General features: G+C 62.7%; 19 protein-coding genes. 13 read left to right on the forward strand and 6 right to left on the reverse strand.

Going from position 1 to position 18,713, the window contains the following annotated elements:
• Nucleotides 1-40 precede the first annotated feature (40 nt).
• The gene (locus KY495_RS08245) at nucleotides 41-727 is read right to left on the reverse strand and encodes a Crp/Fnr family transcriptional regulator (protein WP_219883176.1); all 687 of its coding nucleotides are present in this window, start codon (nucleotides 725-727) and stop codon (nucleotides 41-43) included.
• A 129-nt stretch (nucleotides 728-856) separates the two neighbouring features.
• Here KY495_RS08245 and KY495_RS08250 point away from each other — a divergent pair, with 129 nt between their 5' ends.
• The 11 genes from KY495_RS08250 to KY495_RS08300 all read left to right on the forward strand — a co-directional run bounded on the left by KY495_RS08250 (nucleotide 857) and on the right by KY495_RS08300 (nucleotide 13,274).
• A complete protein-coding gene (locus KY495_RS08250; protein WP_229518538.1) occupies nucleotides 857-2,812 on the forward strand; it encodes a long-chain fatty acid--CoA ligase in 1,956 nt (651 codons plus the stop codon).
• 2 nt (nucleotides 2,813-2,814) lie between these two features.
• Nucleotides 2,815-3,660: an ABC transporter ATP-binding protein gene (locus KY495_RS08255; RefSeq protein ID WP_219883177.1), complete on the forward strand. Its 846-nt coding sequence runs from the start codon at nucleotides 2,815-2,817 to the stop codon at nucleotides 3,658-3,660.
• Entirely contained in the window at nucleotides 3,657-4,553 is an 897-nt protein-coding gene (locus tag KY495_RS08260) for a branched-chain amino acid ABC transporter permease (protein ID WP_219883178.1), read from the forward strand. Before KY495_RS08255 ends, KY495_RS08260 begins: the two co-directional genes overlap by 4 nt.
• A 3-nt stretch (nucleotides 4,554-4,556) precedes the next feature.
• Nucleotides 4,557-5,615: a branched-chain amino acid ABC transporter permease gene (locus tag KY495_RS08265; protein ID WP_219883179.1), complete on the forward strand. Its 1,059-nt coding sequence runs from the start codon at nucleotides 4,557-4,559 to the stop codon at nucleotides 5,613-5,615.
• A gap of 45 nt (nucleotides 5,616-5,660) precedes the next feature.
• Nucleotides 5,661-6,962, forward strand: a complete 1,302-nt coding sequence (locus tag KY495_RS08270) for an ABC transporter substrate-binding protein (RefSeq protein ID WP_219883180.1) — start codon at nucleotides 5,661-5,663, stop codon at nucleotides 6,960-6,962.
• Nucleotides 6,950-7,792 carry an ABC transporter ATP-binding protein gene (locus tag KY495_RS08275; RefSeq protein WP_219883181.1) on the forward strand — a complete coding sequence of 281 codons (843 nt, stop codon included), beginning with the start codon at nucleotides 6,950-6,952 and terminating at the stop codon, nucleotides 7,790-7,792. Before KY495_RS08270 ends, KY495_RS08275 begins: the two co-directional genes overlap by 13 nt.
• A gap of 9 nt (nucleotides 7,793-7,801) precedes the next feature.
• A complete protein-coding gene (locus tag KY495_RS08280; protein ID WP_219883182.1) occupies nucleotides 7,802-8,167 on the forward strand; it encodes an MmcQ/YjbR family DNA-binding protein in 366 nt (121 codons plus the stop codon).
• Nucleotides 8,164-9,423 carry a phenylacetate--CoA ligase family protein gene (locus KY495_RS08285; RefSeq protein WP_219883183.1) on the forward strand — a complete coding sequence of 420 codons (1,260 nt, stop codon included), beginning with the start codon at nucleotides 8,164-8,166 and terminating at the stop codon, nucleotides 9,421-9,423. Before KY495_RS08280 ends, KY495_RS08285 begins: the two co-directional genes overlap by 4 nt.
• A gap of 90 nt (nucleotides 9,424-9,513) precedes the next feature.
• Complete coding sequence (locus KY495_RS08290) at nucleotides 9,514-10,098, forward strand: hypoxanthine-guanine phosphoribosyltransferase (protein ID WP_219883184.1); 585 nt, start codon at nucleotides 9,514-9,516, stop codon at nucleotides 10,096-10,098.
• 230 nt (nucleotides 10,099-10,328) lie between these two features.
• Nucleotides 10,329-12,176, forward strand: a complete 1,848-nt coding sequence (locus tag KY495_RS08295; protein ID WP_229518539.1) for a glycosyl hydrolase family 18 protein — start codon at nucleotides 10,329-10,331, stop codon at nucleotides 12,174-12,176.
• A gap of 63 nt (nucleotides 12,177-12,239) precedes the next feature.
• Nucleotides 12,240-13,274: a cupin-like domain-containing protein gene (locus tag KY495_RS08300; RefSeq protein WP_229518540.1), complete on the forward strand. Its 1,035-nt coding sequence runs from the start codon at nucleotides 12,240-12,242 to the stop codon at nucleotides 13,272-13,274.
• Between the two features lie 502 nt (nucleotides 13,275-13,776).
• On the opposite strand, the gene KY495_RS08305 is transcribed toward KY495_RS08300, so the two are convergent.
• The 5 genes from KY495_RS08305 to KY495_RS08325 all read right to left on the reverse strand — a co-directional run bounded on the left by KY495_RS08305 (nucleotide 13,777) and on the right by KY495_RS08325 (nucleotide 16,875).
• Nucleotides 13,777-14,730: a nitronate monooxygenase family protein gene (locus KY495_RS08305; RefSeq protein WP_219883186.1), complete on the reverse strand. Its 954-nt coding sequence runs from the start codon at nucleotides 14,728-14,730 to the stop codon at nucleotides 13,777-13,779.
• Nucleotides 14,731-14,964: 234 nt separating this feature from the next.
• Nucleotides 14,965-15,858, reverse strand: coding sequence for an MBL fold metallo-hydrolase (locus KY495_RS08310; protein ID WP_219883187.1), 894 nt, complete (start codon nucleotides 15,856-15,858; stop codon nucleotides 14,965-14,967).
• A 23-nt stretch (nucleotides 15,859-15,881) separates the two neighbouring features.
• Nucleotides 15,882-16,298 (reverse strand): hypothetical protein, encoded by a 417-nt coding sequence (locus KY495_RS08315; protein ID WP_229518541.1) that lies wholly within the window; start codon nucleotides 16,296-16,298, stop codon nucleotides 15,882-15,884.
• Between the two features lie 23 nt (nucleotides 16,299-16,321).
• Complete coding sequence (locus tag KY495_RS08320) at nucleotides 16,322-16,516, reverse strand: DUF1289 domain-containing protein (RefSeq protein ID WP_219883189.1); 195 nt, start codon at nucleotides 16,514-16,516, stop codon at nucleotides 16,322-16,324.
• Nucleotides 16,513-16,875, reverse strand: a complete 363-nt coding sequence (locus KY495_RS08325; RefSeq protein WP_219883190.1) for a VOC family protein — start codon at nucleotides 16,873-16,875, stop codon at nucleotides 16,513-16,515. The genes KY495_RS08320 and KY495_RS08325 overlap by 4 nt, the downstream gene beginning before the upstream one ends.
• 133 nt (nucleotides 16,876-17,008) lie before the next feature.
• On the opposite strand from KY495_RS08325, the gene KY495_RS08330 reads away from it, so the two are divergent.
• Nucleotides 17,009-17,422: a CopG family transcriptional regulator gene (locus KY495_RS08330; RefSeq protein ID WP_219883191.1), complete on the forward strand. Its 414-nt coding sequence runs from the start codon at nucleotides 17,009-17,011 to the stop codon at nucleotides 17,420-17,422.
• A gap of 21 nt (nucleotides 17,423-17,443) precedes the next feature.
• On the forward strand, nucleotides 17,444-18,682 hold the full coding sequence (locus KY495_RS08335) for a PHB depolymerase family esterase (RefSeq protein WP_229518542.1): 1,239 nt from the start codon (nucleotides 17,444-17,446) through the stop codon (nucleotides 18,680-18,682).
• Nucleotides 18,683-18,713: the final 31 nt, after the last annotated feature.

The raw sequence follows: 18,713 nt of genomic DNA on the forward strand, positions 1-18,713 counted from the left end.
TCGCTCAACATCCATCATAACTCCAAAGGGGAAAAAACCCTCACGCCTGGAAGTGGCGCAGCCCTTCCAGGTCCAGCACCCGGATGCCGCCGTAATCGAGCCGCAGCAGCCCTTCCCGCTCCAGCAGCTGCAAGGCCTGGTTGGCGCGCTGGCGCGAGGCGCCCGACAGGTAGCCGATTTCTTCCTGCGAGATCTGCACCACCTTTTCCAGGCCCGGGTACAGGTGCGAATTGAACATGGCGGCCAGGCAGCGCGCCACCCGGGTGTCGATATCGAGCGTGCGGTCGTTTTCGACCAGCCCGATGAACTGTCCGAGGCGCTCGTTGAGCTGCATGAGCAAAAAGCGGTTGAAGGGCAGCGACCCTTCGAGCAGCCACTCGAAGGTCGCACGCGGCATGCGGGCCACGCGGGTGTCGCGCAGGGCCATCACATCGTATTTGCGAAACTGGTCCTTGAGCAGCGAGCCCTCGCCGAACCAGCCACCGGGCGGCACGCCGGCAAAGGTGACGTTCTTGCCGTCGGGGGAAAAATTGTTGATCTTGACCAGGCCATCGATAATCCCCACCCAGTTTTCCAGCGCTTCACCCTTGCGGCATACGAAACCGCCCTTGGGCACGAACTGCTCGAAACAGTCGGCTTCCACCCGCGCCATCTCCGCTGCCGTGAGGGCGCGCGCCCAGATCGTGGAACGCAGGTGGTCAATCAAAGTCTGGGTCGGTAAGGTCATGGTCTTTTTTCATGGGGGCCGTGGTTTGTGCAACGCAGCATCGAAAGTGGCGCAATTGTCGTGCAAAAGACAACCTGCACATCAAACGCACGCTAATATCATCACACAAAAAAAACGAGGGGACGAACGGTGAACACAAGCGACGGCCTGGAACTGCATACTTTTCCGCGGCGCCTGATCGCGCACGGCCAGGTACGCGGCCAGCGCCCCGCCTTCCGCGAGAAATACCTCGGCATCTGGCAGACCTGGAACTGGAGCGAGGTCAATGCCCAAGTGCGCGCGCTCGCTTGCGGCCTGGCCTCGCTCGGCTTCAAGCGCGGCATGAACCTGGCCATTATCGGCGATAACCGCCCGCGCCTGTACTGGGCCATGCTCGCGGCCCAGTGCATCGGCGGCGTGCCGGTGCCTTTATACCAGGACGCCCCGGCGGGCGACATGGCGTACGTACTGACCGACGCCGACATCGCCTTTGCGGTCGTGGAAGACCAGGAACAGGTCGACAAAATGCTGGAACTGCAGGCCCAGTGCCCGCAGCTGCGCCATATCATTTATGAAGACGAACGCGGGATGCGTCATTACAAGGACGATGCTCTGCTGCCGCTGGCCAGGCTGCAGGAACTGGGGCGCGCCTGGGACAGCGCCAATCCCGGCGCCTTTGATGCCGCCGTCAAGGCCGGCCAGGGCAGCGACACGGCCATCATCCTGTACACCTCCGGCACCACCGGCAAACCGAAGGGCGTATGCCAGTCGCATGCATCCCTGATCGCGGCCGGTACCGGCGGCGTGGGCTTTGACAAGCTGACCGAGCGCGAAGACATCCTGTCCTACCTGCCCATGGCCTGGGTGGGCGACTGCCTGTTCTCCATGGCGCAGGCACTGGTGGCAGGCTTCACGGTCAACTGTCCCGAGTCGGGCGACACGGTACTAACAGACCTGCGTGAAATAGGACCCACGTATTATTTTGCGCCGCCGCGCGTGTTCGAGAACATGCTCACCACCGTCATGATCCGCATGGAAGACGCGGGCGCCATCAAGCGCCGCATGTTCCACTTTTTCATGGACGTGGCCAGGCGCTGCGGCGCCGCCATTTTGGATGGCAAGCCGGTGGCAGCGGGTGACCGCGCCCTGTACGCTGTGGGCAGGGTCCTGGTGTACGGACCGCTGAAAAATGTACTGGGTCTGTCGCGGGTGCGGGTGGCCTACACGGCCGGCGCCGCGATCGGCCCGGACCTGTTTCGCTTTTACCGCTCCATTGGCGTCAATCTCAAGCAGTTGTACGGCTCCACCGAAACCTGCGCCTACGTGTGCCTGCAGCCGGACGGGAACATCAAGTTTGACAGCGTGGGTCTGCCGGCGCCGGGCGTGGAGGTCAGGCTGGGCGACAATGGCGAAGTACTGGTAAAGTCGGCGGCCACCATGGACGGCTACTTCAGGCGCCCGGAAGCGACCGCCGAAGTCATTGACGCCGACGGCTACTTTCACACCGGCGACGCGGGCGTGTTCGATGCCGACGGCCACCTCAAGATCATCGACCGCGCCGCAGATGTGGGCAAGATGCGCTCCGGGACCATCTTCGCGCCCAACTACATCGAGAACAAGCTCAAATTTTTCCCGTTCATTAAAGAAGCCGTGGCCTTTGGCGACGGCCGCGAACAGGTGTGCGCATTCATCAATATCGACATGGAAGCCGTCGGCAACTGGGCCGAGCGGCGCAATATCGCCTATGCCGGCTACACCGACCTGGCCGCCCACGCCACCACCTATGAGCTGATCAAGGAATGCGTGGAAAAGGTCAACGCCGACCTGGCGGCCGAGGCGCTGATGGGCGAGACCCAGATTCACCGCTTCCTGGTGCTGCACAAGGAACTCGATCCGGACGACGATGAACTGACGCGCACGCGCAAGGTGCGGCGCAAGTTCATCGCCGAAAAATATGCGGTGCTGATCGATGCCCTGTACAGCGGCAAGCCGAGCCAGTTCATCAGCACCCAGGTCAAGTTCGAGGATGGCCGCAGCGGCATGGTCAGCGCCGACCTGCGCATCTGCGACGCTGTCACCTATCCCATCATCGCGAGGGCAGCGTGAACATGCATGATCTGAACCAGCCAGTGCCTGGCAATGGCGCGCTGCGCAAGGCGGGGCCGGTGATCCTGCAGCTGCAGGACATCTCGCTCTCGTTTGGCGGCGTCAAGGCGCTCACCAACATCTCGTTTGACGTGCGCCAGCACGAGATCCGCGCCATCATTGGTCCCAATGGCGCGGGCAAGAGCTCCATGCTCAACGTGATCAACGGCGTGTATCGCCCCCAGCATGGTGAAATCATCCTGCGCGGCGAACACCGGCGCAACATGAACTGCCACGCCGCGGCCAAGGCGGGCATTGCGCGCACCTTCCAGAATATCGCCCTGTTCAAGGGCATGACGGTCCTTGACAACATCATGACCGGCCGGAACCTGAAGATGAAGTCGAACTTCCTGATGCAGGCGCTGCACAGGGGACCGGCGCGGCGCGAGGAAATGGCGCACCGTGAAAAGGCCGAACAGGTGATCGACTTCCTCGAGATCCAGGCCATCCGCAAGACGCCCGTGGGGCGCCTGCCCTACGGGCTGCAAAAGCGGGTGGAGCTGGGACGGGCGCTGGCGGCAGAACCGGACATCTTGCTGCTCGACGAACCCATGGCCGGCATGAATGTCGAGGAAAAGCAGGACATGTGCCGCTTCATCCTGGATGTGAACGACCAGTTCGGGACCACCATCGTCCTGATCGAGCATGACATGGGGGTGGTGATGGATATATCGGACCGCGTGGTGGTCCTCGATTACGGCAAGAAGATCGGTGACGGCACGCCCGACGAAGTGCGGGCCAACCAGGACGTGATCAACGCCTACCTGGGCGTGGCGCATGGCGCCGCTGACATGGAAAACAAACAATGAGTTTTTTTCTCGAAGTGCTGATCGGCGGGCTGTTGTCGGGCGTGATGTACGCGCTGGTGGCCATCGGCTTTGTCCTCATCTACAAGGCCTCGGGCGTCTTCAATTTCGCGCAAGGGGCCATGGTGTTCTTCGCCGCCCTCACCTGCGTGGGGATGATCGACAAGTTCGGCATGTCGCTGTGGCTGGCCATTCCCGTCACCATGGCCGTGATGGTGGTGCTGGGCCTGGCCATCGAACGGGTGGTGCTGCGACCCCTCGTCAACCAGCCGGAAATCACCCTCTTCATGGCCACCATCGGACTGGCGTTCTTCATTGAAGGCCTGGCCCAGCTGATGTGGGGCTCGCAGGTGCACAAGCTGGACCTGCCGATTGAAGACGTGCCGATTCCCTACCTGATGGACAACTACAACATCATCGTTTCCCAGTTCGACGTGACGGCGGCCGGCATTTGCGCCCTGCTGGTCACCGCGCTGGCGCTGCTGTTCTCCCGGACCAGGATCGGACGTGCGCTGCGCGCCGTGGCGGACGACCACCAGGCCGCGCAGGCGGTGGGCATTCCGCTGCAGCAGATCTGGGCCGTGGTGTGGTCGGTGGCGGGCATGGTGGCGCTGGTGGCGGGCCTGCTGTGGGGCGCGCGCAACGGGGTGCAGTTCGCCCTCACCTTCATCGCCCTCAAGGCGCTGCCGGTGCTCATTCTCGGCGGCTTTACCTCGATACCGGGTGCCATCGTCGGGGGGCTGATCATCGGCGCGTCCGAAAAACTGGCGGAAGTCTATATCGGTCCCATGGTCGGTGGCGGCATCGAAGGCTGGTTCCCTTATGTGCTGGCGCTGCTGTTCTTGCTGGTGCGGCCCGAAGGGCTGTTCGGCGAAAAAATCATCCGGAGAATCTGACCCATGTTTTACCGCGAAGCCGGTCAATTCAAGACGACCTACGAGTCCGACAACCAGATTTTCCCGATCCGCCAGGACCGCTACGCCATGCTCGCCGTGCTGGCGCTGGCGCTGCTGGTGGTGCCGCTGTTTGCCTCGCCGTACATGCTGTCGGCCATCCTGATCCCGTTCCTGATTTTCTCGCTGGCGGCGCTGGGCCTCAATATCCTGACCGGGTACGCCGGCCAGCTTTCCCTCGGCACGGCCGCCTTCATGGCCGTGGGTGCGTTCGCCTCGTTCAACTTCGTCGCGCGCGTGCCGGGCATGCCCATGCTGCTCGCCTTTGTGCTCGGCGGGCTGTCGGCCGCGCTGGTGGGCATCGCCTTTGGCCTGCCGTCGCTGCGCATCCGCGGCTTTTACCTGGCTGCCGCCACGCTGGCAACCCAGTTTTTTGTGGTGTGGTGCCTGACCAAGATTCCGTACCTGACCAATTACAGCACCTCCGGCGTGATCACGGCCCAGAAAATCGTCATCCTTGGCTACGTGTTCGACACGCCGGCCACCAAGTATCTCCTGGTGCTGGCGATCGTGTCGCTGATGGCGCTCCTTGCCAAGAACATGGTGCGCTCCAACGTGGGGCGCTCCTGGATGGCAATCCGCGACATGGACATGGCCGCCGAAGTCATTGGCTTTCGGCCCATGCGCACCAAGCTGCTGGCCTTTGCCGTCAGCTCGTTTTACTGCGGCGTGGCCGGCGCCCTGTATGCCTACGCCTACCTGGGCACGGTGGAGCCGGAAGCGTACAACCTGGACCTGTCATTTCGCATTCTATTCATGATCATCATTGGCGGCGTCGGCTCCATACTGGGCTCCTTCCTGGGCGCAGCCTTCATCGTGCTGCTGCCGGTGTTCCTCAACATCGTCGCGCACGGGCTGTCGCTGCCCACATCGGTGGCATCGAACCTGGAGCTGATGGTATTTGGCGCCTTGATCATCTTTTTCCTGATCGTCGAACCGCACGGGCTGGCGCGCCTGTGGCAGATTGGTAAAGAGAAGCTGCGGCTCTGGCCGTTCCCGCATTGAACACATATTCAACCACACGCATCTATCATTTTGGAGACCAAGCACATGAACAAGATCAAGAAAATCATGCTGTGCGCAGCTTTGACGTGCGCCTTTGGACAGGCAGTGGCGGCCGACCAGTTCGTGGCGCTGCCGTCCTATCGCGTGGGGCCTTATGCGGCGGGCGGCTCGGGCTTTTACGGCGGCGCCATCGACTACTTCAACCTCGTCAACGCCAACGGCGGCGTCAATGGCGTGAAGATCAAGTGGGAAGAATGCGAGACCGAATACAACCCCTCGCGCGGCATCGAATGCTATGAGCGCTTGAAGACCAAGAATGGCGGCGCGACCCTGGTCGAACCTCTGTCCACCGGCATCGCCTACGGCATCCTGGACCGCGTGGCCACCGACAAGATCCCCATGACGACCCTGGGCTACGGCCGCTCGGACGCCGCCAACGGCAAGGTATTCCCGTACATTTTCCCGCTCGTGACCACCTACTGGAACCAGGCCGCAGCCATGGTCAAGTACCTGGCAGACAAGAACGGCGGCTACGCCAAGCTCAAAGGGAAGAAGATCGTCCATCTGTACCACGACTCGGCATTTGGCAAGGAGCCGCTGCCGGTGCTGGAAGCGCAGGCCAAACAGTACGGCTTTGAGCTGATCAAGATCGCGGTGGCGCCCCCGGGCAGCGAGCAGCAGTCGCAGTGGCTGCAGATTCGCCAGGCGCGGCCCGACCATGTGATCCTGTGGGGCTGGGGCGTGATGAATTCGGTGGCCATCAAGACCGCCCAGCGCAACGGCTTCCCGCGCGAGAAGATGCTGGGCGTGTGGTGGGCCGGTTCGGAAGAGGACACCATTCCGTCGGGTGAAGCGGCCAAGGGCTACACCTCCATGACCTTCAACACGCCCGGCAACTACCCGCTGATCGACGAGATCCGCAAGAAGGTCTACGCCGCCGGCAAGGGCAACCTGGCCGACCAGGGCAGGATCGGATCGGTGTACCACATGCGCGGCCTGACCATGGGCGTGCTGTGGGTGGAAGCCATCCGCACGGCGCAGGAAAAATTCGGCAAGGGCAAGGTCATGACGGGTGAACAGGTGCGCTGGGGCCTGGAGAACCTGAACGTGGATGCGGCGCGCCAGAAAGCGCTGGGCGTGCTGAACATGTTCCCGACCGTGAAAACCAGCTGCGAGGACCATGAGGGTTCGGGCGCGGTCAAGGTGCAGCAGTGGGATGGCAAGAAGTGGGTTGCCATCACCCCTAACTGGGTGGTGGGCGACAAGGCGCTCACGCGCCGCCTGCTGGAAGCGTCGTCCGCCGCCTATGCGGCCGAAAAGAAGATCACGCCGTCATGCATGAAGTGACGACAAGCGGGTCGGCAGCAGGCGCAGCCGCGCCCTACCTCTCGGTCAACAACGTCGAGGTGATTTACGATCACGTGATCCTGGTGCTCAAGGGTGTATCGCTGCAGGTACCCAAGGGGCAGATCGTGGCCCTGTTGGGCGCCAACGGTGCTGGCAAGTCGACCACGCTCAAGACCATCTCCACGCTGCTGCGTGGCGAGCGTGGCGACGTGACCAAGGGCGAGGTGCTGTTCAAGGGCGAGCGCGTGGACCAGATGACGCCCAGTGAGCTGGTACGGCGCGGCCTGTCGCAGGTGATGGAAGGGCGGCACTGTTTTGGCCACCTTACCATCGAAGAAAACCTGCTGACCGGGGCCTACACGCGCAAGATCTCGCGGGCCGAGATTCGCGAGGCGCTGGAAGGCGTGTACCACTATTTCCCGCGCCTGAAGACCCGGCGCTCAAGCCTGGCCGGCTACACCTCCGGCGGCGAGCAGCAGATGTGCGCCATCGGCCGCGCCCTGATGGCCAAGCCATCCATGATCCTGCTCGATGAACCATCGATGGGTATCGCGCCCCAGATCGTCGAAGAGATATTCGGCATCGTCAAGGACCTGAACCAGAAGGAGGAAGTATCGTTCCTGCTGGCCGAGCAGAATACCGCCGTGGCGCTGCGCTACGCCGACTTTGGCTACATCCTCGAAAATGGACGTGTGGTGATGGAAGGCGCAGCCAGTGACCTGGCCAGCAATGAAGACGTCAAGGAATTCTACCTGGGCGTTTCAGGCGCGGGGCGCACCAGCTTCCGGGACAATAAATTCTACCGCCGCCGCAAACGCTGGCTGGCATGAAAGACAAGCATGGATTTTGAAGCTGCCAAGGCCCTGTGCCGCACTTTCCCCGGCTGCACGGAAGACGTCAAATGGGGCGCCGACCTGGTGTTTTCGGTGGGCCTGAAAATGTTCGCGGTGACCGGGAGCGCCATCCCTGCCACCAGCATGAGCTTCAAGGTTGAGGACGAGCGCTTCCTCGAGTTCACGGACCGCCCCGGCATCATCCCCGCGCCCTACATGGCGCGCGCAAAATGGATCAGCATCCAGGACCCTGCCGCGCTGGGCGACGCCGAAGCGGCGCAGCTGCTGCGCCGCTCGTACGAGCTGGTTTTTGCCAAACTGACCAAAAAACTGCAGCGCGAAATCATGGATGCGCATGGAGGCGGCCAATGAGCGCCGATACACTGGACGCGCTGGAACGGCGCGACCCGCGCGAGCGCGAACGCGACCTGATGGGACGCCTGCCGCAGCTGCTTGAACGGGCCCGCAGTGCGCCCGGCTGGGCCGCCATTCTGAAAAATGTCGATCCCAGCCGGATCACCAGCCGCGCTGCGCTGGCCGACCTGCCGATCACGCGCAAGGCTCACCTCAAGGCGCTGCAGGGGGCCAGCATGCCCTTCGGCGGCCTGGTTCCCACACCTGTCGGACAGCTCGCGCGCGTATTCGTCTCGCCCGGGCCGATCTTCGATCCCGAGGGCCGCGGCAGCGACTGGTGGCGCTTCGCGCGTCCCATGTACGCGGCGGGCGTGCGGCCCGGTGGCCTGCTGCAGAACTGCTTTTCCTACCACTTCACACCGGCCGCCTTCATGGTCGAAGGCGGCGCCGCCAGGATAGGGTGCGCGGTGATCCCGGCCGGGATCGGGCAGACGGAGATGCAGGTACAGGCCATCGCCGACCTGCGGCCAGACACCTACGTCGGCACGCCCTCCTTCCTGCGCCTCATCATCCAGAAGGCACAGGAGATGAATGCGGACGTGAGCAGCATCCGCAATGCGCTCATGGGCGCGGAGGCGCTGCCCGAGACGCTGCGCAGCTGGTTCCATGAGAACGGCGTGCCCAATGTACTTCAGACCTATGCCTCGGCCGATATCGGCAGCGTGGCGTATGAAACGTCCACCGGCGGCGTGCTCAATCCCGGCATGACGCTGGACGAAGACGTGATCGTCGAAATCGTGCGGCCCGGCAGCGGCGATCCCGTGACGCCGGGCGACATCGGCGAAATCGTCGTCACCCTGTTCAACCAGGACTATCCACTGGTGCGCTTTGCCACCGGCGACATGTCCGCCATGCTGGTGGACGCACCGCCGTCGCGCTGCGGGCGCACCAACCTGCGGATTCGCGGCTGGATGGGCCGGGCCGACCAGACCACCAAGGTGCGCGCCATGTTCGTGCATCCCTCGCAGGTAAGCAACATCGCGCGCCGCCATCCGGAGATCGCGCGCGCGCGCCTGGTGGTGTCGGGGCAGATGGCCAACGACGTCATGACGCTGCGCTGCGAAGTGGAGGCCGAACCATCGGAGGAGAAGAAGGCGGCGATCGTCAGCTCGATCCGGGAAGTGACGCGGCTGCGCGGCGTAGTGGAATTTGTGGCGCGCGGCGCGCTGCCGGATGACGGGCTGCTGATCGAGGACATACGCGATTACAGCTAGTGGCGTGTCGCGTAAATCCAACTGTGCACGGTCATTGTGCGCTGCGATTTGCAGGATAATTGTGGCGTATCCCTTTCAAAGTCCACGACCATGCAAGCATTCCATGTAGACCGCGCCCGCACCCTGCTGCAAAACGCCACCGAGATTTTCAACGCCGACGCCGTCACATCTGCCGTCACCCAGGTGGCCGACACTCTCAATGCGCGCTTTGCGCAACCGGATGACGAGACCTTCCCGCTGGTCCTCGGCGTGATGGGCGGCGCGGTGGTGTTCGTAGGCCAGGTGCTGCCGCAGCTTCGCTTCCCGCTCGAATTCGACTACATCCATGTCAGCCGCTATGGCGACGAAGACCAGGGTGGCAAGGTCGTATGGAAGGTCATCCCGCGCTCGAACGTGCAGGGCCGCACCATCATCGTCCTGGACGATATTCTGGACGAAGGCGAGACACTGGCCCACGTCAAACAGCGGCTGCTCGACATGGGCGCAGCGGAAGTGATCATCGCGGTCTTCGCCGACAAGGACATCAAGCGCGACAAGCCGGTTAAGGCAGATATCGTGGGCCTGACCATTCCAGACAAGTTCGTGGTCGGCTTTGGCATGGACGTGTACGGGTACTGGCGCAACCTCCCCGGACTGTGGGCGATCCGCCCGGAAGACCTCAGTACCCGCGCATAAGCCGCACCGTGTTAATTTTTGCGATGATACCAGTTGCTGACCAGAATTAGATTGGTATGGTCCGGGCTTTTCGCTGTAGAGCTTGCTACGCCCCACAGCGGCGTCATGGCTGGGTAGCGATCGACTCAGGTGGCCCGTACTTATCGAAGTATGCATAAAACCACTTGACTACCAATTTAGGCCGTCACATTCTCCTCTTGCGTAAAGCGCATAATTAATCAGGAGATAAGATGAACTATTCAAGCAAGAACGGTTTGCTGTTAGCCCTGCTGGCCGGCGCTGTTGCCGGTTGCGGCGGCACCGGCGACAACGCGCAATCCGCGCAAGCCCAGCCCAGAATGCTCGCCACCACCACCAATGCCATTGCGTGCGCGGAGTGGAATTCGGCGCAGGCCTATTCGGCCGGGGCATGCGTGACCTATCAAGGCAAGAGCTACAAGGCCAAGTGGTGGACCCAGGGGAACGTGCCTGGCACCGAGCAGTATGGCCCGTGGGAGCTGAGCGCGGTGACGCCGACGCCAACGCCGACGCCCACCCCGACACCGACTCCAACCCCGAGCTGTCCGGCATGGGTGGCATCGCAGGTCTACACCGCGGGGAACTGCGTCACGTATCAGAACAAGGTATACAAGGCGAAGTGGTGGACCCAGAACGAGGTTCCGGGCACGAATGCCGCAGGACCGTGGGAGCTGACCACGGTGACGCCTACGCCTACGCCTACGCCTACGCCGACGCCTACGCCGACACCGACGCCGACGCCAACGCCGACGCCAACCCCCATTGGCGGGCGCGAAATCGGATCCTACTTTGCCCAGTGGGGCGTGTACGGGCGCGGTTACGAGGTGGCCGACATCCACACCACCAAGACGCCGGTCAACGGCGTGATGACCAGCGTGGCGGACCAGCTCACCTTCATCAACTACGCCTTTGGCAACGTCTACGCCAAGAACGGCGGCTACGAATGCGACATGGTTACCAAGGCCGAAACGGGCAACAGCGTTCCGCCTCCTGCCGACGCCGGCACCGGAGGTGACGCCTATGCCGATTATCAGCGCCAGCCCGCACGCACCGTTGACGGCAAGCCGATTCCCTGGGACGCCAAGCTATCGGGTAACTTCTCCCAACTCAAGCTGCTCAAGGCGCAGCACCCGAACCTGCGCGTCTTCATTTCGCTCGGTGGCTGGAGCTGGTCCAAGTTCTTCTCGGCCGCTGCCAAGACCGACGCGCTGCGCAAGCAGCTGGCCCGCTCGTGCGTCAAGCAGTTCATCGCAGGCGATCTGCCGGTCCAAGATGGGCGCGGTGGACCGGGTGCGGCCAAGGGCGTATTCGACGGGATCGACATCGACTGGGAATACCCGGGCGGTGGCGGCCAGTCGTACAACACGGTCGACACGGTCAACGACAAGCGCAACTTCACGCTGCTGATGGCGGAATTCCGCGCGCAGCTTGACGCGCAGGGTGCCATCGACGGCAAGCGCTATGCACTGACCGCTGCCATTGGCGCAGGTCCCGACAAGATCGCCCAGACCGAGCCGGCCCTGTACAGCAAATATATGGACTGGGTCAACGTGATGACATACGACTTCCACGGCGCCTGGGAGAACACCACCAACTTCCACTCGGCGCTGTATCACGACCCGGCCGACCCATCGACCGGCAACGTGGCCAAGTACAACACCCACGACGCCATCTCCATCCTGGTCAACGCAGGTATGCCGCGCAATAAGATCCTGCTCGGCGTGCCGTTCTACGGACGCGGATGGAAAGGCGTGGCTGCGGGACCGAATGGGAATGGCTTGTACAGCTCCGCCAATGGTGGCGCGCCTGGCGCCTACGAAACCGGGATTGAGGACTACAAGCTGTTGAAGCTCAAGACCGGGCAACGCTGGTACCATCCCGTGACCAAGCAGCTGTTCCTGTTCACCGGCAGTGGTGAATGGTGGAGCTACGACGACCCCACCGTCATCGCCACCAAGATGCAGTATGTGCGGGACCAGGGACTGCGTGGCGCCTTCTCGTGGGAGCTGGACGGCGACGCCAATGGTGAACTGACCAGCGCAGTATGGCGGGGAAGGTAAGATAGCGGTATGGAGCGCCGGTCAGCGTGGCCGGCGCTTTTTCGCTTTTTCAGGGAGCAGTGCTTGAAACAGAAAACCACATTCAAGACCGTCACTGCGGTCAACGACAACTGGCGCAGCTGGATCGCCGAGAACCTGCTGCTGGGCGTGCACCCGGACGCCATTGCCGGCGTGCTGGCGCAAAACGGCGTCCCGCCGCTGGCCGCCCGCGGCGAAGTGGAAGCGGCACTGCGCAGTCCATATCTGCGCGGTGTGACGAGGCTTGCCAACCGTGTCGCCAAGCGCGACTGGGTACTGGGCATTCAGGCCACGCTCGATCGGATGGGCGGCTCGGCCACACCTGAGGTGCCGCGCAAGGACAAGTTATCGGGCGAGGACTTCTTCCGCCAGCACTACCTGACCAACCGACCCGTGATCATCACCGGCATGCTTGACCATTTTCCGGCGCTATCCAAGTGGAACCTCGACTATTTTGGCGAGCGCTTTGGCGAGCGCATGGTCGAAGTGCAGTTCGGCCGTGACGCCGATCCCCAATATGAGCTAAACAGTATTGCGCATAAACGGCAGATCGCGTTTGGTGAATACGTGGAGATGATCCGAACGAGCGGCAGCAGCAATGACTTCTACATGACCGCCAACAACGACAACCAGAACCGCGAATCGCTGAAGGAACTGTGGGAAGACGTGGGCACGCTGCCGGCATACCTGGCCGACGATCCTGAGCGGCGTGGCTTTTTCTGGTTTGGGCCGGCGGGGACGATCACACCGCTGCATCACGACCTGACCAACAACTTCATGGCGCAGATTGTGGGGCGCAAGCGGGTGCGGCTGATTGCGCCGAGTGAGCTGGCGAGCGTGTACAACCACCGCCACTGCTTCACGGAAGTCGACGCGCGCGCACCGGACCTGCAGCGATTTCCTGCGATGGCGGGGGTGCCGATCCACGACTGTGTGCTCGAACCGGGCGAGATTCTATTCCTGCCGGTGGGCTGGTGGCACCACGTGGAAGCGCTGGACGTCTCGGTCACGCTGGCCTACACCAACTTCCGCTGGCCCAACGACTTCTTCAGCAACTACCCGTCCCACCACGACTTCTAAAACAATTTCCCCACCCCAGGGTCAGACCACTTAAACGCCCATAAATCAATTTCCTCCCGCCAGGGTCAGACCACTTAAAGCTCATCAAATCAATTTCCATGCGCAAAATCAGTCGATGAAATAGACGAAGATCTGACGGGATCCATGTGGCCCCCGAGCGCGCACCAGCCCAGTTCGGAAGTCCGTTTGATCCACATATACATGCGGTGGGCTTTGCTCTGCCGAGCGGCAGTTCGCCCGCGCCGGCAGCGCCGTCGCCCCCGCAGCGTGGTCTGACCACTAAACGCAGCTGATAGCAATTTAGTTATAGCAAAAAAATAAATGGAGCAGCTTGGCCTAGTCTACTTTTTCTGTCGTCGGTATCGCGGGATGCGCCTTTTTTTCAATGAAGCTACATCGCAGCAGCAACTTATCGACCAGCAAGGCCAAGTGGTCTGACCCTGGTGATAGGAAATTGATTTTCGTGCGTTTAAGTGGTCTGACCCTGGTGTTAGGAAATTTTTTAGAGGGCGAGGCGGGCGCGGGCGGCCTGGTATTCGTCGGCCAGCCGCTGCACCATCTCGGCCACCGTTGGTACGTCGTCCATCAAGCCCACGCCCTGCCCCGCTCCCCAGATGTCGCGCCAGGCCTTGGCCGTGCCGGAGCCGAAACTCATCTTCGATTTGTCCGACTCCGGCAGCGCTTCCGGATCCAGGCCGGCATTGACGATCGATTTCTTCAAGTAGTTGCCGTGCACGCCCGTGAACAGGTTGGTGTACACAATGTCCGCCGCCGTCGATTCGACGATCGCTTCACGGTAGCCTTCCGTGACGTTCGATTCCTGCGTCGCCAGCCAGCGCGAACCAATGTAGGCGAAGTCGGCACCCATGGCCTGCGCAGCCAATATGGCGTCGCCAGTGGCGATCGATCCCGACAGCGCTATCGGCCCCTTGAAGAATTTGCGCACTTCGCCCACCAGCGCAAACGGCGACAGCGCCCCCGCATGACCGCCCGCACCCGCCGCCACCAGTATCAGTCCGTCCACCCCCGCTTCCAGCGCCTTCTGCGCATGCCGGATCGAGACCACGTCGTGCAGCACGATGCCTCCGTAGCCGTGGATGGCGTCGAGCATCTCGCGCGGCGGCGCGCGCAGCGAGGAGATGATGATCGGGACCTGGTGCTTGACGCACATGGCCACGTCGTGCTCAAGCCGGTCATTCGACTGATGCACGATCTGGTTGACGGCAATCGGCCCTACCCGCACCTGGGGATTGGCGCTCTGGTAGTCGGCCAGCTCTTTTTTCAGGTCGGTCAGCCAGGTGTCGAGCAGTTCGGCAGGCCGCGCGTTCAACGCGGGAAATGAGCCGACGATGCCCGCCTTGCACTGCGCCGCCACCAGCGCAGGACCGCTGGCGATGAACATGGGTGAGGCAATCACGGGCAGGGACAGGTTCTGCAGCACAGCGGGCATGGTCATGGGGATCTCGCAAAAAAAAGTCGGTTGCGGGCCATTATAGAGCGAAAAAAGTACGATCGTGCTGGAAAAATGCAGCGAGTGTCCTGAGTTGGAAATCCGTTGAATTACCAATGCGGCGAAATCACCCCAGGGCAATGACTAAAGCACAGCAAGGCCGGGGCGTGGCGAGCATTTGTGAAGCGGTATTGGGGCGGTACCCGCCGCACCAAATCAAGGAATGGATAACCCAGAGCACTAGCCTTCGTGATTGACCAACATGCCGCCCTCGACCCGCGCGGCCCCGGCCCGCAGCAGCGCCGCCACTGCCCATTGCGCCAGTTCTTCCGGCGCCTGGCGCAGGTAGCGCCGGCGCGCGCCTTCCATCACCGGAATTGCCGATAGCAGCGCAGGTAGCGCCGCCAGTGCGATCCGCTGGCGTTCGAGCAGAAGGAACTTGAGAATGACCTTGACGGCGTTTTCGGCATTGCGTGCAGGCCCCGCCTGCAGGTAGTCCAGCCGCGACCGCGCCCGCGCCAGCGCACTGCCCACATCTTCGAACGGCGCGCCATGACCGGGGATCACGAGTCTTACATCCAGCTGGGCGATCAGGTCGAGCGTGGCCGCTGCTTCTTCGAAGCCCGATTCGCCATCGAGCTCGGGAAAGATGACGCCGAAGCCGTGCTCCCACAAGGCGTCGGCCGAGATCAGCAAGCCTTCGCGTTCGCAGTAAAAAATGAGCGAATGCGGGTCGTGCCCGGGCGCGCCCAGGGCCTGCCACGCCAACCCGCCCAGCGCCAGCCGGTTACCGGGCCACACAACACTGTCGAACACGAAGCGCGGGCACTGCTGCCCGGTGGCCTTGTAACTGAGCGCGTCTTCGTCCCATTGACGCACTTTGTCCGCTTCGGCGGCAGGGATGGCGATGCTGCAGCCATGGCGCGCTTGCAGGGCCGCGTTGCCGCCGCAATGGTCGGAATGCAGGTGGGTGTTGACGATGCCTGCCAGCGCCGCCCCGCCAAGCGCGTGCTCGACCAGCGCCAGCGTCTGCGCGCTGTGGGTGACGTAGCCGCTGTCGATCAAAACCGCCGGCCCGGGGCCGGTAAAGAGGACGTTGTTGGACGACAGCCACCCGCGCTCAAATACACGCATGGTCGGTGGCAGCCGCCCGCCACTCATTTCTTCATCCGGAACGCCAGGGTGACGCGGGCAAATTCGACAAGGATGTCCTGCGTGCCGCCATTGAAGGTCATGAAGGCATTCCCGGTCCGCACCACGAGACGTGGCGGGAACAGCCACGTAAGAAATGGGATGCCGATCATGCGCGCACCCCGCACCTCCTGCCATTCCACCTGCCGCGTGTAGACCCAGCTCTGGCGAATCCCCTTGCTGTCGATGGTGGTCTCGGCGCGCAGGAACCAGTAGTAGGAGATGGCGAGCATAGCGCCGGCGCAGGCCAGCAGTGCCTTGACGCCGAAGCCAAACGCCGGCAGCGAGAAGCGCATGGCGACGCTGACACCATATACCGCCAGCGCCAGTGTGACGATGGTGGCAAAGACCTTGAAGCCGCGCGAATAGGCAGGCCCTGTCACACTGTTCCGGGGTGCGTAGACACTCATTTGAAGTCCAGTTGCTGTTCTCGGCGCCGGATCTCGGCCCACACGGCGCGCTTGGCGCTGTCGCTGGCACTGCTCCAGCCAATGATTTCATCGATCGTGCGCAGGCAGCCGCGGCACAGGCCCGTATCGGGCGCCATTTCGCACAGGCTGATGCAGGGCGAGGGCACGGGAGTTTGCTGTTCCGGCATCATGCGGCGATCAGCTCCACGCGGTTGCCAAAAGGGTCGGCCACGGTGGCGCGCCGGCGTCCATTGACGCTCTCTTCCTCCGTCACGGCAACCCCTGCCTGCGCCAGGCTGCCCAGAAGGCCGGCAAAGTCACTGGTCGTAAATGCGGGATGGGCTTTGCGGGCAGCCTGAAATTGCGGGTCCGCTCCCAGGTGCAGCTGCGCCGCCCCGCACTGGAACCAGACGCCGCCGCGCACGGCGAGCACCGCCGGCTTGGGTATCTCGGCCAGGCCCAGTACGCCGCCATAGAACTGGCGCGCAATGGCTTCGCCGCCCACCGGCATGGCCACCTGCACATGGTCCAGGGCTGTGATGTATCGCATTTCCTCACTCCTGTGTCTTGAATCAGACATTATCGCATTCAAGCGAATCACGCTTGACCAGGGGCTGCATTTCTGTAGACTACCATCCATATAGATGGTGTATGGATGCCACATAGATGATTACGAGACACAGATGAACGCCCGCGACTTGAAACCAAAACTTGCTGAATCGGAAAAAATCACGATCAACCTGGGCCATATCGACCTTGGGCAAATCGATCTCCTGGTCAATGAAGGCTTTTATTCGAACCGTACGGACTTGATCCGCACGGCGATCAGGAACCAGCTCAATACCCATGCGGACGTGGTGCGCCAGACTGTGGCTCGCAAGAGCCTGGTCCTGGGACTGCACCATTACTCACGCGCGGACCTGGAGGCAGCGCTCAAGGCCGGCGAACGCCTGCAGATCCAGGTGCTGGGCATGGCGAGCATCGCCGCCGATGTCCCGGTCGAGCTGGCCTTGGAAACCATTGATTCGATTCATGTGCTTGGAGTGTTGCATGCGAGTAGCGCACTCAAGACCGCCCTGGCAAGTCGCATCCAGTGAAGCGCCTAATGAAGGAACACCATGAAATTCAATAGCAAACTGATGGAGCGCATGCGCGCGGCCACCACAACCTTGTCAGGCAAGGGCCCGGAGGCGGCCACGGCTGCCATCCAGGATGCGCTCAAGGTACTGTCACCGCGCCAGCCAGCCCAGTCACCGCAGCCGGCGCCGCCCATGCGCGACATCAACCCGCCGCCGGGCACTGCCGCCAACAGCCAGACCCGGCCGGAGGCGGAGCAGCATGCCCATGCGCGGGCAGCGTCGGCGCCACCGCCGCCGCGTACGCCCATGCAGGATGTGCAGGAGCAGCTCAAGTCGCTCATGCCGGACATGCTGGCCAATATGGAGCGCCACGGTGTCGGCAACATGCAGGGTTTCAAGATGCCCGGTGCGATGCAGGGCGGCATGAGCACGGCGCCGCCATTGCCAGGGAAATTTGTTGACGGCAGCTATACCAATGCGGCGGGCACGCGCAGCTACAAGCTGTACATTCCGAGCACGTACGCGGGGGAGGCCGCGCCGCTGGTGGTGATGTTGCACGGCTGCACCCAGGATCCCGACGACTTTGCCAACGGTACCCAGATGAACCTGCTGGCCGAGGAAATGGGCTGCCTGGTCGTGTATCCGGCCCAGTCACAGCAGGCCAATGCGTCGCGCTGCTGGAACTGGTTCAGCGCGGTCGACCAGCAGCGCGGACAGGGCGAACCGTCCATCATCGCGGGCATCACGGAAACCATCATGCACGATCACGCCGTCCGGCGCGACCAGGTGTTTGTGGCCGGCCTGTCCGCCGGCGGCGCCATGGCTACCATCATGGGAACGCTGTATCCGGACCTGTACGCGGCCGTGGGTGTGCATTCGGGCTTGCCGTTTGCCGCCGCCCATGACCTGCCGTCGGCACTGGCAGCCATGAAGGGCAATTTTGGATCGGCCAGGCCAAGCGGCAAGCCGGTTCCCATCATTGTGTTTCATGGCGATAAGGACACGACCGTCCATCCTGCCTGCGGGGACGAAGTCATCAAGCAAGGAGCGCACACGGCGTCGCGCGATATCGTGGTCGAGCCAGGCCGGGTACCCGATGGGCATGCCTACACCCGCACGGTTCACCAGCGCGCCGACGGCACGCCCCAGGCAGAACAATGGCTGATCCATGGCGCGGGCCACGCCTGGTCGGGCGGCAGTGTGCACGGCAGCTATACGGATGGCAAAGGGCCTGACGCCAGCCGCGAAATGATGCGCTTCTTCCAGACCAAGCGCTAGCGCAGCACCGGGTGGCGCGGCGCGCCATCCG

Source organism: Massilia sp. PAMC28688, from assembly GCF_019443445.1.
Classification (GTDB): Bacteria; Pseudomonadota; Gammaproteobacteria; order Burkholderiales; family Burkholderiaceae_D; genus Telluria_A.

Bases quoted from the DNA above. Each gene is read 5' to 3' on its own strand.
- KY495_RS08310 (WP_219883187.1), bottom strand. From the start codon at position 15,858: ATGCGTGTATTTGAGCGCGGGTGGCTGTCGTCCAACAACGTCCTCTTT.
- KY495_RS08265 (WP_219883179.1), top strand. From the start codon at position 4,557: ATGTTTTACCGCGAAGCCGGTCAATTCAAGACGACCTACGAGTCCGAC.
- KY495_RS08280 (WP_219883182.1), top strand. From the start codon at position 7,802: ATGGATTTTGAAGCTGCCAAGGCCCTGTGCCGCACTTTCCCCGGCTGC.
- KY495_RS08295 (WP_229518539.1), top strand. From the start codon at position 10,329: ATGAACTATTCAAGCAAGAACGGTTTGCTGTTAGCCCTGCTGGCCGGC.
- KY495_RS08275 (WP_219883181.1), top strand. From the start codon at position 6,950: ATGCATGAAGTGACGACAAGCGGGTCGGCAGCAGGCGCAGCCGCGCCC.
- KY495_RS08270 (WP_219883180.1), top strand. From the start codon at position 5,661: ATGAACAAGATCAAGAAAATCATGCTGTGCGCAGCTTTGACGTGCGCC.
- KY495_RS08320 (WP_219883189.1), bottom strand. From the start codon at position 16,516: ATGATGCCGGAACAGCAAACTCCCGTGCCCTCGCCCTGCATCAGCCTG.
- KY495_RS08325 (WP_219883190.1), bottom strand. From the start codon at position 16,875: ATGCGATACATCACAGCCCTGGACCATGTGCAGGTGGCCATGCCGGTG.
- KY495_RS08290 (WP_219883184.1), top strand. From the start codon at position 9,514: ATGCAAGCATTCCATGTAGACCGCGCCCGCACCCTGCTGCAAAACGCC.
- KY495_RS08245 (WP_219883176.1), bottom strand. From the start codon at position 727: ATGACCTTACCGACCCAGACTTTGATTGACCACCTGCGTTCCACGATC.
- KY495_RS08260 (WP_219883178.1), top strand. From the start codon at position 3,657: ATGAGTTTTTTTCTCGAAGTGCTGATCGGCGGGCTGTTGTCGGGCGTG.
- KY495_RS08335 (WP_229518542.1), top strand. From the start codon at position 17,444: ATGAAATTCAATAGCAAACTGATGGAGCGCATGCGCGCGGCCACCACA.
- KY495_RS08255 (WP_219883177.1), top strand. From the start codon at position 2,815: ATGCATGATCTGAACCAGCCAGTGCCTGGCAATGGCGCGCTGCGCAAG.
- KY495_RS08330 (WP_219883191.1), top strand. From the start codon at position 17,009: ATGAACGCCCGCGACTTGAAACCAAAACTTGCTGAATCGGAAAAAATC.
- KY495_RS08305 (WP_219883186.1), bottom strand. From the start codon at position 14,730: ATGACCATGCCCGCTGTGCTGCAGAACCTGTCCCTGCCCGTGATTGCC.
- KY495_RS08285 (WP_219883183.1), top strand. From the start codon at position 8,164: ATGAGCGCCGATACACTGGACGCGCTGGAACGGCGCGACCCGCGCGAG.